This is a genomic window from Niallia sp. CD-39, from assembly GCF_059874745.1.
On the sequence record NZ_JCBCPS010000001.1, the window covers coordinates 81,441 to 93,322 of the forward strand.

Annotated in this window: 12 protein-coding genes; 11 read left to right on the forward strand and 1 reads right to left on the reverse strand. The window is 37.1% G+C overall.

What is annotated here, in order from left to right; genetic code table 11:
* Positions 1-5: 5 nt before the first annotated feature.
* The 7 genes from AC6F34_RS00460 (at position 6) to AC6F34_RS00490 (ending at position 6,471) form a co-directional block, all read left to right on the forward strand.
* Positions 6-482 carry a PaaI family thioesterase gene (locus tag AC6F34_RS00460; RefSeq protein WP_500767858.1) on the forward strand — a complete coding sequence of 159 codons (477 nt, stop codon included), beginning with the start codon at positions 6-8 and terminating at the stop codon, positions 480-482.
* Between the two features lie 50 nt (positions 483-532).
* Positions 533-1,780, forward strand: a complete 1,248-nt coding sequence (locus AC6F34_RS00465; RefSeq protein ID WP_500767860.1) for an aminopeptidase P family protein — start codon at positions 533-535, stop codon at positions 1,778-1,780.
* A gap of 100 nt (positions 1,781-1,880) precedes the next feature.
* Complete coding sequence (locus AC6F34_RS00470) at positions 1,881-2,435, forward strand: hypothetical protein (protein ID WP_500767862.1); 555 nt, start codon at positions 1,881-1,883, stop codon at positions 2,433-2,435.
* Between the two features lie 382 nt (positions 2,436-2,817).
* A complete protein-coding gene (locus AC6F34_RS00475; RefSeq protein WP_500767864.1) occupies positions 2,818-3,726 on the forward strand; it encodes a R2-like ligand-binding oxidase in 909 nt (302 codons plus the stop codon).
* Complete coding sequence (locus AC6F34_RS00480; RefSeq protein ID WP_500767866.1) at positions 3,723-4,937, forward strand: iron-containing alcohol dehydrogenase; 1,215 nt, start codon at positions 3,723-3,725, stop codon at positions 4,935-4,937. Before AC6F34_RS00475 ends, AC6F34_RS00480 begins: the two co-directional genes overlap by 4 nt.
* A gap of 340 nt (positions 4,938-5,277) precedes the next feature.
* Complete coding sequence (locus AC6F34_RS00485) at positions 5,278-5,883, forward strand: transglutaminase-like domain-containing protein (protein ID WP_500770071.1); 606 nt, start codon at positions 5,278-5,280, stop codon at positions 5,881-5,883.
* 51 nt (positions 5,884-5,934) lie between these two features.
* On the forward strand, positions 5,935-6,471 hold the full coding sequence (locus AC6F34_RS00490; protein WP_500767868.1) for a hypothetical protein: 537 nt from the start codon (positions 5,935-5,937) through the stop codon (positions 6,469-6,471).
* 286 nt (positions 6,472-6,757) lie between these two features.
* Here AC6F34_RS00490 and AC6F34_RS00495 read toward each other — a convergent pair whose 3' ends face one another.
* The gene (locus AC6F34_RS00495; RefSeq protein WP_500767870.1) at positions 6,758-6,856 is read right to left on the reverse strand and encodes a hypothetical protein; all 99 of its coding nucleotides are present in this window, start codon (positions 6,854-6,856) and stop codon (positions 6,758-6,760) included.
* A 260-nt stretch (positions 6,857-7,116) separates the two neighbouring features.
* Between AC6F34_RS00495 and AC6F34_RS00500 the strand changes: the two genes are divergently transcribed.
* The 4 genes from AC6F34_RS00500 (at position 7,117) to AC6F34_RS00515 (ending at position 11,671) form a co-directional block, all read left to right on the forward strand.
* Complete coding sequence (locus tag AC6F34_RS00500) at positions 7,117-8,469, forward strand: aspartate aminotransferase family protein (RefSeq protein ID WP_500767872.1); 1,353 nt, start codon at positions 7,117-7,119, stop codon at positions 8,467-8,469.
* Positions 8,470-8,742: 273 nt separating this feature from the next.
* Positions 8,743-8,952 carry a hypothetical protein gene (locus AC6F34_RS00505; RefSeq protein WP_500767874.1) on the forward strand — a complete coding sequence of 70 codons (210 nt, stop codon included), beginning with the start codon at positions 8,743-8,745 and terminating at the stop codon, positions 8,950-8,952.
* A 104-nt stretch (positions 8,953-9,056) separates the two neighbouring features.
* A complete protein-coding gene (locus tag AC6F34_RS00510; RefSeq protein WP_500767876.1) occupies positions 9,057-9,413 on the forward strand; it encodes a group I truncated hemoglobin in 357 nt (118 codons plus the stop codon).
* A 659-nt stretch (positions 9,414-10,072) separates the two neighbouring features.
* Complete coding sequence (locus AC6F34_RS00515; RefSeq protein WP_500767878.1) at positions 10,073-11,671, forward strand: M20/M25/M40 family metallo-hydrolase; 1,599 nt, start codon at positions 10,073-10,075, stop codon at positions 11,669-11,671.
* The last annotated feature ends 211 nt before the right edge of the window (positions 11,672-11,882 follow it).

The following is an 11,882-nucleotide window of genomic DNA, read 5'->3' on the forward strand; positions in this document are numbered from 1 at the left end:
ATTAAATGACAGAGAAAATTGAGTTAGCGATTCAAGATACGTATCCTGAGGATTTTTCGTGGTGCTATGGATGTGGAAGGCTAAATGAGGAAGGCCATCACTTCCGTACAGGTTGGCATGGAGAGAAAACGCTTACAATTTATATGCCTACTGAAAATGAGATGGCGAAGCCTGGGTTTGTGTATGGAGGAGTTGTTGCCTCTCTTATTGACTGTCATGGTACTGGTTCTGCAGCACTTGCATTGCATCGTAAAAATGGACACGAAGTAGGAGATGGGGCGGAAGTGCCTCGTTTTGTGACAGGTAATCTTAATGTGAATTTTTTAAAGCCGACTCCACAGCATGTCCCGTTAAAGGCTTATGGAGAAATTGAAGAAATTCATCCGAAAAAGTGGAAAGTGGCAGTTGAGGTATATGCAAATGAAACTTTATGTGCAACTGGGGAAGTAATTGCTGTTGTTATGCCGAAAACCTTTCTATAATAGATAGAGACATAATAAAAATAGACATAGATAGAAGAGAGGTTTATATGTTGACAAAAGAATTCCACACACAAAATCGTAAGAATGCTCTTACACAGTTTGAAATAGGTGATATGCTTGTATTGTTTGCTGGCACAGCTCCACATAAGTCAGCAGATGCATACTATCATTTCACACCGAATCGTCATTTTTATTATATAACAGGTATTGATGAGGCAGATGTGATTTATTTTGCTCAAAAACATGCAAATGAAATCGAAGAAATCATTTTTATTAAAAAGCCCGATCCTGTTATGGAGAAATGGGTTGGAAAATCAATTTCAGAGGTTGAAGCTAGAGAAGTGAGTGGGATCGAGAAAGTCATGTACATTGATCAATTCCATGCGTTCTTCAACCGTAAATTGATGCACTCAACAGCTCCGAGTGTTTATCTTGATCTTGAACGAAGAAGTGAAGGTAATCATTTTACAAAATCACAGCATTTTGCCGATGATCTGAAACAAAATAATCCAAACGTACAGCTGAAAAACATCTATCCAATCATTAGTGAACTTCGTACAATTAAAAGTCCAGAAGAGATCGCTCATCTTAAAGAAGCGATTCGCATTACAAAAGAAGGCATCTACAATGTGATGAAGAACAGTAAGCCAGGGATGATGGAAAATGTATTAGAAGCCCACTTTGATTTTACATTGAAAAGCAATGGTGTAAAGGAATCAGGCTTTCCAACGATCTTAGCTAGCGGTGCAAACGCAACAGTTCTTCATTATGAAGATAACAATGATATTGTAAATGATGGTGACCTAGTATTATTAGACCTTGGAGCACAACATGGACATTATAGTGCAGATATTAGCTATACTTTCCCGGCGAATGGAACATTCACGGAACGTCAAAAAACGATTTATAATATCGTTCTCAAAGCTTTGCGCGAAACGACAGCATTAATTAAACCAGGTTTGCCGTTCGTAAAATTAAACCAGCACGCAAAGAAAGTTTTAGCTGAAGAAGCGATAGAGATTGGATTAATTAAAGATGAAAACGAAATTGATCAATATTATTACCATGGAATCGGGCATCATCTCGGCTTAGATACTCATGATGTTGGTGATTATACACAAATGGTATTAAGGCCAGGCATGGTGTTAACAATTGAACCAGGCTTGTACATTGCAGAAGAAGGAATTGGTGTTCGCATCGAAGATGATGTCCTTGTAACTGAAGATGGTTATGATGTTCTTAGCGCAGAACTTATTCGTGATGTCGAGGAAATTGAGGCATTCATGAAAAAGAATTAATTTTTCGCCCAAGGGAAAATTCCTTTGGGCGTTTTTTAATGAAACCATTTCCATTTTTATCCGTAAATACATTCAAACAATTACAAAAGGAGGTATAATGATGATCTTACATGAAAAGAAGCACATATTTTTAGCTCTAGCTATAGTAATTGCAATTTCTTCATTCTTTTTACTCATCTTTTTACCACAAAACATCGCAGATGACCTCCACTTTCATGAATACAATTGGCAAGTGTTCTTACCAAACGGTACTAGATATTTGTATGCAGCGGGATTTTTCTTCGTCTTTCTGGCATTTTTAATTATTTCTTTACTGGATATTAAGGTAAGATCCTTTATCATCGGTCTCGTATTTCTATTAATAAGCTTCGTTCCGTTTTATTTCGGTACACAATCATTCTTCATTTTAAACAGCGACTACATTAAATACTCAAGTCCTTTCTCGAATAAAAAGCTTATTTATAATTGGGAGGATGTTGACAAACTAACACATTATCGAGATCGTATGAATACGCAAGATGATTACGAATTCACGTTTAATGATGGAACAGTCTATTATTTGGAAGGAAATTCATATGTTTATTATATCCAACATTTGATAGTTGAATATATTGATAAGCATGAAATTGACTATGAGTTTATTAGGCGTGAATAGGTAGATGAAAATGCTTTTCTTGGAATTTGTCGAAGGTTCTTTAAAGGGTTATTGTCTTTCATCTAGAATTAGTTGATATCTACGAAGCGTTTACTTTAAAGAATTTAAATAGGAAGGTGGGATATTGTTTTACTGGGTGATAATTTTTGGAAGATGAAATGCAAATATTGAAGGCTATAAAGTCCAAACATGTCATATTCGATTAAGATGACTATCATTAATGAATGACATACTGAACAGTTAGTAGTTGAATGTCATCCGACTCATTTTTACTACCAAACCTCCAAGCATAGGTTCATCGAACAATAAGTTGAAAGGTTGATAGGTGGTAATAATACCTTATAAACAAATGTAAACGCTTTCTATTAAAGGGGGAAATTAAATGTCAGAAAGAACGATTTTAACAACGAGCTCACGCGGGTTAAATGAAGATTCATTTCCATTTAGACTCTATCAAAAGGCAAAGCGTTTAGGCGTTTGGAATCCAACTGACATTGATTTTACGAAAGATAAGGAAGATTGGGTTCAATTGACGGATGAACAACGTCATGATATTTTACGGTTGATTTCACAATTCCAAGCTGGGGAAGAAGCGGTAACCCTTGACCTTCTACCTTTAATGATGGCGATTGCAAAAGAGGGACGATTAGAAGAAGAAATGTACTTAACAACATTTCTTTATGAAGAGGCGAAGCATACAGAGTTTTTCCGGTTGCTCTTAAATGCACTTGGTGAAAAAGGTGATCTAGAGCATTTTCATACTGCAACTTATAAGAAAATCTTTTATGAAATCTTGCCGCAATCAATGGATCGTCTCCTTACTGATCAATCCCCAGAGGCAATTGCAGAAGCTTCGACTGTATACAATATGTTCGTCGAAGGCGTATTAGCTGAAACTGGCTACTTCTCTTTCTATCAAGCTCTTGATAAAGCAAGGTTAATGCCTGGTTTACTAGAAGGAATAGGATATTTAAAGCGAGATGAATCAAGGCATATCGGATATGGCACATTTTTATTGCAACGTTTAATTTGTGAGCATCCTCATTTATACGAGATTGTGACGGATAAAATAGCTGAGCTGACGCCACTCGCGATACAGCTGAATCAAGAAGGATTCGAGGATCGCAATGTGAGTGAGTTTGGAAGTGATCTTGATGAAACGATGAATTTTACTTTAAAACAGTTATCTGTTCGATTGGATATACTAGCTCGGGCAAAGGACAAGAGTATTGGAGATATTTATCGTTCAAAGGAAAGTGAATTTGGTGTAATTGAGGAGGAGAAAGTATGACTGCAGAAAATGCAACTCAATTTTGGCTAAAAACAGCTGTTTTTAGCGGTTCAAACTCGCGAGCACTCGTGCCGGAGTTGTTTAGAGGGTTGGGTGCAAAGCGCATCGTACTCTTTAGTGACAAGGGGCTAGAGAATGCTGGAGTTGTAGCAAAGGTTGCAGAAATTTTTTCACTTACACCTCGTGGATCTGGACCTGAATTAGTCGGGATATATACTGATATAGAACAAGATGCTGAAAGCAAATCCATAAATGAAGCGATTAAATATGCAAAAGAAGCTCATGCAGATGCACTTCTCGCTGTAGGTGGAGGAAGTGTCCTAGACACAGTTAAAGCAGTTAAATTTGCATTGTTTAAAGAAGTAAACGATATCAAGGAAGCGATTCCAACAGGGGTTGTATATGAGCAGATGCCGTATGCTCAACCGATGCCAATTCCGCATATTTCAATTCCTACTACAGCAGGTACAGGTTCAGAGGTATCACCGATTGCAGTTATTTTTAATGAGGATATTCAAAAGAAAGTAAATATTATCAACCCATTTATTAGCTCAGATATAGCCGTGTTAGATCCGGATCTAACACTTGGACTTCCAGCTTCAATTACTGCGTTTACTGGGTTTGATGCACTAACTCATGCGATTGAGGCACTAGCCTCCCCAACCGCAACAGTACTTACCGACGCATTTGCTCTACAAGCGATTCGAGTCATTGAGAGAAATCTTGAAACAGCAGTTTCTAACGGAACAGATGTTCATGCACGAATGGAAATGCTACAAGCGAGTTTAATGGGCATCACAGCCTTTAGCAACGCATTAAGTGCTATTCCAATTCATAACTTTGCCCATGCTTATGGAGCAATGTTCAGGATTCCGCACGGGTTAGCAAATGCCGTATTCTTGCCAATCGTGATGGAGATGATTCCATCATTGTACTTACCAAAAATTGATCTACTAGTTGAAGCGTTACGTCTGAAAGGTAACAACACTGATGATGCAGAAACCAAGCTAAAACAAGTCGTAGGTAAAATACGTTCATTGCAACAAAAAGTCGGTCTACCTGCTGACTTTTCAAGCTATAATATCGAGGAAGCAGATATAGAAAAAGTAGAGATCGCTGTTTCTAAAGACCCCTCAGCTGCCAACTTCCCAATCCCTAAAGAAGTAATAAAAGCAGTCGGCCAAAAAGTCATACCAATTGTTGTAAAATGATCGTTTCATTGCCCACCTATTGGCAGGTGGGTTTTTCGTTTGGGAATTTGACATATAATGGTGGATACAAATGTTCTCGGCAAGGAATCAAAGTTTGGTGAGAAATTAGCAAGTTTTGATGAGAAATCAGCAACTTTTGGTTAGAAATCAGCAAGTTTGGGTGAAGAATCAGCAACTTCTGGTTAGAAATCAGCAAGTTTTGATGAGAAATCAGCAACTTTTGGTTAGAAATCAGCAACTCTTAGTGAAAAATTAGCAACATCAATATTCAAAAAGTAACTCGTAAAGTTTTTATAGGAAGCTAGTATCGTATCAAGTACAATAAAATAAAAAGGATTGGATACTTATGAATCAAGAATCTACTAATATTGAAGATTATCTACGAGAATCCCCGTATATCAATTTTTCACATCCACTCATCCAAAAACAAATAAAGAAGTTAAGTGTATTTGATGATAAGATCGAACTCGTTCAGGCAGCTTTTGAGTTTGTGCGCGATGAGGTTTCACATTCATGGGATATTCAAAGTACTAGGGTCACATGCCACGCTTCAGATGTTCTCCTACATAAAGAAGGTATCTGCTATGCGAAGTCTAACCTTCTTGCCGCACTTCTAAGAGGGAGTGGAATCCCAACAGGTTTTTGCTATCAAAGATTAATGATCTTTGACACACCAGAGAAAGGCTATTCTATTCATGCTTTGAACGCTGTCTATCTTTCAAACCTTAACAAATGGATACGTTTAGATGCTCGTGGAAACAAGCCTGGTGTGGATGCTCAGTTTTCTACATCAGCTGAAAAGTTAGCATTTCAAGTAAATCCTGATAAAGGAGAATGGGACAATCCAACCGTTTTTTCTAATCCAAATGAAAGAACAATGGACTGCCTGCACTTAAACAATGATGCAATCGTCATGTACAAAAATTATTTACCGGACGAGCTTTAAATTGAAACGAAATCCTCTTTTTGACGTCTACAGTAAAAAGGAGGTAAAAAAATGAAAACGTTCGTACGATCATGCCTTATAATGCTTCTTCTAATGGGGCTGATTCCAATGAATAAAGCTTTTGCATGTTCTTGTGTGGAGCCTAGTGCGCCGTTGGAAGAACTGGAGAGAGCTGATGTTGTGTTTATTGGTACAGTCACGAAGGTTGATGAACGCAAAGTGAAAAATTCCTCGGCTGATCCAATAAGGTATGTGTTAAGCGTCGAAAGAATTTACAAAGGAATTAAGGAAAATCAAGTTGAAGTATTTTCTCCAAATTCATCAGCTAGCTGTGGATTTAATTTTAAGGAAAATCGCAAGTATATTGTGTACGCAAAAGAGTATGATGGTAAGCTAGATGTATCACTTTGTTCACGCACTGCGTTGGCAGATCAAGCAACTGAAGATATTTCTGCACTTGGAGAAGGAAAAGTACCAACCGTAGATGTTGAAATATTAGAAGAAGAGGCTGTTTTTCCTTTTGGTATACTAGTCATCATAGTTCCTATTCTTTTAATCATCATTTTCCTACTTATTAGAAAGAAATAGCTGTGTTCAAATTTCCTTGTATTGACTAAAAATGCTCCTATATCCTAAAAAGAGAAAATAGTACATTTTGAAGCAATGAATCAAGACTAACCTCACAATAAAGTGCTAATGAATCATTATTAAAAGGTGAAGTAAAGTCTTATTCATTGTCTTTAAGATTTCCTAATTTTTTGGCTGATCTATCAAAAAATGTAAAATAATTAGAGGCCATATTGAAAATTGAAAATAGTATCCTCAAAAACAATAGTCCTTATAACTCCAGATAGGAATCCTTGAAATGTATGTGCTAGTCCGAACAAAAAAGTGAAGCAGATAGTATTACGAACCAATCAAAGAGGTTAGGAAATAGATAACCCAATACAAAGAATAAATATCCTCTATACATTATTTCTTCGGTAATTCCTGCAGTTATAGAAACATAGTTCCATTCTTTTCTTTCTTTATTTATAATTCGTAATAGTTCAGCAAAACTGACATTCTTCCATATCTAAAAAGCAACTTCCATAAAACTCGCTCTCCTATTTTTAAAATTAATACTAAAATTAATAACAATACTATTCCTTGTACACATATCAAAAACGCATTGCATATTCACTCTTTCCTTCCATATAAATGTAGAGAGAATGACGTAGAGGGGGAAGATGAATGGCGGAAGTACAAAGTGAAGCGAATGGAATAAAAAAAGATGCAAAGCATGTGTGGCATTCGATGAAACCTTATCAACCCGACAATACAATGATTGTTGAGAAAGCGGAAGGCGCATGGATTACTGACCAAGATGGCAATCGATTTCTAGATGGGATGGCAGGTCTATGGTGTGTTAATATCGGCTATGGTAGACAAGAACTCGCTGATGCAGCATACGATCAATTAAAGAAAATGGCCTATTATCCATTAACACAAAGTCACAGCCCAGCGATTCAATTAGCAGAAAAATTAACTGAATGGCTCGGCGATGAGTATGTGATATTCTTTTCGAATAGTGGTACAGAGGCAAATGAAACAGCCTTTAAAATGGCAAGGCAGTATCATCACCAAAGAGGAGAAGCATCTAGGCATAAATTTATCGCGAGGTATCGTGGCTATCATGGGAACTCATTTGCTTCCTTAGCTGCAACCGGTCAAGCACAAAGAAAATACAAGTATGAACCTCTTGCCCAAGGCTTTTTGCATGTTGCTCCACCAGACTCCTATCGATATCAAGAATTAGACAATGTTCCACCTGCACAGTTAGAATCTGTTAAAGCGATTGATAATGTGATGACATGGGAATTAAGCGAAACGATTGCAGGTGTGATCATTGAGCCGATTATAACTGGAGGTGGAATTCTGCTCCCACCAGAAGGATATTTACAAGGAGTAAAAGAGACTTGTGAAAAGCATGGTGCCTTACTGATTGTCGATGAAGTCATCTGTGGTTTTGGCAGAACGGGAAAGCCGTTTGCATTTCAACATTATGGAGTAAAGCCTGATATTGTAACAATGGCAAAAGGAATCACAAGTGCGTACTTGCCTTTATCAGCTACTGCTGTACGAAAAGAAATATACGATCAGTTCAAAGGTGAGGATCAATACGATTACTTTCGTCATATTAATACTTTTGGGGGCAGTCCTGCTTCATGTGCAGTCGCACTTAAAAACTTAGAAATTATGGAACAAGAAGATTTGTTTACACAATCTGCACATAAGGGAGAAAAAGCAAAAGAGTTTCTTCAAGGGAAACTGCTAACACATCGGTACGTAGGTGATGTGCGTGGAAAAGGTTTGCTAATAGGAATTGAGCTTGTGAAGGATAAACAAACGAAAGAGCCACTAGAGGTAGAATTGCTTAATAGAGTAATTGCTGGCTGCCGTACAAAAGGCGTATTAATTGGAAAGAATGGTGCAACAGTGGCTGGCTACAATAATGTGTTAAGTCTATCCCCTCCACTTACAATTACAGAAAATGAATTGCAATTATTAATTGAGACTGTTGCTGAGGAAGTTCTCAAGCTATAATTAAGTAATAACGGGCTGCATAAAGCAGCTCCAGACTGTTGACAAACGCTCGCATACTTCGTTGTTTGGCATCAAAGTTCCCTCATGAACCGTGTGTTCTATTCGGGTCTTCATTCGACCACACGCCAAGTCTGGCAAGCGTTTTCAAGACATTCTGGGGATTTTTCTTATTATCAAAAAGTACTGCGAAAAAAATGTAGACAAAGTCGAAATCGACTTTGTCTACAATCTCGAGCTGCATAAAGTAGCTCTTTTGTATTTAGGAGGTATAATATGATAGCAATTACTTATGATGCATGCGAACATGAAGGCTTTTGCATTGATATGAATGAATATGAAGTTAATGAGAATGAGAGCATAGATGAGCAAGTTGAAAGATGGGCTAAAACAGATGTTGCTCCAATCGTAAAAGTGTTTAAAGGTGAGCAACTTCTGAAAGAGTATCGATTTGTTCAATATGAATGTGACTGTATTCAAAAATAAATGCTCATAAAATGTTCATTTTTTTGCTCGTATGATACTTTTTTGTTGATTTATAATATTCGTATAGGGGATATGTTTGTAATACAAATTTAGGAGTGAACAGCATGTCATTATACGAAAAGATCGGTGGAGCTGAAGCTGTACAAAAGGTAGTAGAATATTTTTATAATGAAAAGGTACTTAAAGACGAGAGTGTAAACCATTACTTTAAAGGTACGGATATGAAAAAACAAATTCAACATCAAGCAAAGTTTATTAGCTTTGCTTTAGGCGGACCAAATAAGTATTCTGGTCGTTCAATGGAAAAAGCTCATGAAGGAATGAACATCCAACCAGAAGAATTCAATACAATCGCTACTCACTTGCATGATTCATTAGCATACTTTGGTGTACCATCAGAAGAAATTAATACGGCATTAACAAAGGTGGCTTCATTAAAGGATAGCATCATTCTTAAATAAAGTTGGTCTGATTTATATTGAAGGTTAGACTTTAGGGCATTCGAAAATGGATGTCCTTTTTTATAAGGAGTTATATTGGTAATTATGGTATAATTATCCTCATTAACGCTACTTCATAATACTTGAGGTGTAAATATGTATAAGAGCAAAACAGAAACACCCTATTTATTGCTATTTATATTTCTTTTAAACTTTCAATTATTACTCTCATCTTATAGCTTTATCCAACTTATCATTTTTATCGCGATGTCACTAATACTCATTTTTTTTGTTTTTGTTGAGTATGAATTTCATATCGGAAATGACTACATTCACTATACGATAACTTGGTTTTCTATGCCCATCTATTCTCGCCTAATATTTTCAAATGAAATAAAATTGATTAGATTCTTTCGCGTCGGATGGGGGTATAGAGGGACAAAGGTTATTAAGCATCGAGGGGTGAATATAAGGCTGATAGGATTCAAACAGGGAGAGATGTATGAAAGACTGGAAAAATTTGCACTTGATTATGATGTGCAAATGAAGAAATCAAAAGATTATCACCTCATTCAGAAATTAGCTGAGACAAATCCCAAATATCGATAATGCAAAGGGAAATGGACATTTACTGCAGAATAGTTTGGCAGTGATTTTTTTTAGAAAGGTCGGTGGCAGCAGTGACTACATTATTTTGGGACACTCCAGATAAACTCAAAACCTTATTACTCGAGCTTGTTAGTTGGGATAGCCGTACACAATCGGAAGGTGAGCGAGATTTTCCTCATCGTCTAAAGCATCAGCTTGAGAAGCTACCTTACTTTTCTAAGCATCCTGACCAATTGCGGACGTATGAAGCAGCCAACGGGACAGATTTATTGATCGGGCTTTATAAACATGCACAAGCAAAAGATACAATTATTCTCATAAGTCATTTTGATACAGTTGCAGTAGATGAATATGGTGACCTTTCACCACTAGCCTTTCATCCAGAAGCCTTAACGAAGAAGCTATTAGAACGAATTGATCACTTCAAGGGCGATGTGAAAAGCGACCTGCTTTCAGGTGAGTATTTATTTGGTCGTGGTACGATGGATATGAAAATGGGACTTGCTTTGCATATGCAGCTAATTGAAAAAGCTAGCAGTGAAGATTGGCCGATAAATCTTGTATTGCTAACTGTACCTGATGAAGAAGTCAATTCGAATGGGATGAGAAGAGCTGTTCCTGTTTTGGTCGATTTACAAAGAACTTACAATTTATCATATAAATTATTTTTGAACAGTGAACCAGCCTTTTCGCAGCACCCTGGTGATGATCTTCATTATGTGTATTCGGGTACGATTGGTAAGCTTCTTCTCGGAGCTCTGTTTTATGGGAAAGAATCGCATGTGGGGGAACCATTAAAAGGAATGACAGCTAATTTTATTTCCTCTTTTTTCACACAGGAAATGGAATGGAATGCATCTTTTGTTGAAGAAGAGCAAGGTGAAAAAACGCCTCTGCCGATTAGCCTCATTCATCGGGATATGAACGGGGATTATAGCACTCAAATTCCATTTCGTTTATCAGGATTATACAATGTATTTACGATGAAAAAACCCCCTTCTGAAGTGATGGATTTGTTTGAGAAGGCCGCCAACAAAGCAGCTACTGTATGTAGCGAGGCTTATAACTCTATTTGTAAGCGAGAGGGAGTACAACAGATAGGAAAAGTTCGGGTTCTTCGCTTCGATGCACTTGATGAGTATGCACAAACCAAGTTAGGAAAGGAAATGGTTTCAAGAATTAAAAGAGATGCGAAAAGGATAGAGGGAGATGACCGGGAGAAAGCTCTTTGGATTGCAGATCAGTTAATGATCGAATGCCAAGAATTAGCACCAGCCATTGTGATCTTATTTGCACCACCATATTACCCTGCTGTTAATTCTTCTCATGATCCTTTGGTGAAAGAGGCCATCGAAGTATTAAAAAGGAAAGCATCAACGCTCTCATTAAAAATATCTCAAGTGCATTATTTTAATGGAATTTGTGATTTAAGCTATGTCTCCTATAGCGGAACAGATAAAGACATGGAAGTTTATAAGGACAATATGCCAGTATGGGGAGAAATCTATTCGATTCCATTTGAAGACATGAGAAAGCTAGACGCTCCGGTATTAAATGTAGGCCCTTTTGGGAAGGATGCACACCAGCGATCAGAAAGACTTCATATGAGAAGCGGATTTGTAGAAACACCGATTTTAATCGAAACATTAATCAAGCATTTAATGAAATAGAAAAGAAAAGTAAACGAGTGTAAGATTACGAAATCCTGTTTATAATCAAAATCAGTGAGATTGAGATCACGAAAACGTGTTTAAGATCAAAGTGAGGTAGTTTGAGATCAGGAAAACGCGTTTAAGATCAAAAAGAGGTAGTTTGAGATCACGAAAACGCGTTTAAGATCAAAGTGAGGTAGTTTGAGATCACGAAAACACGTTTAAGATC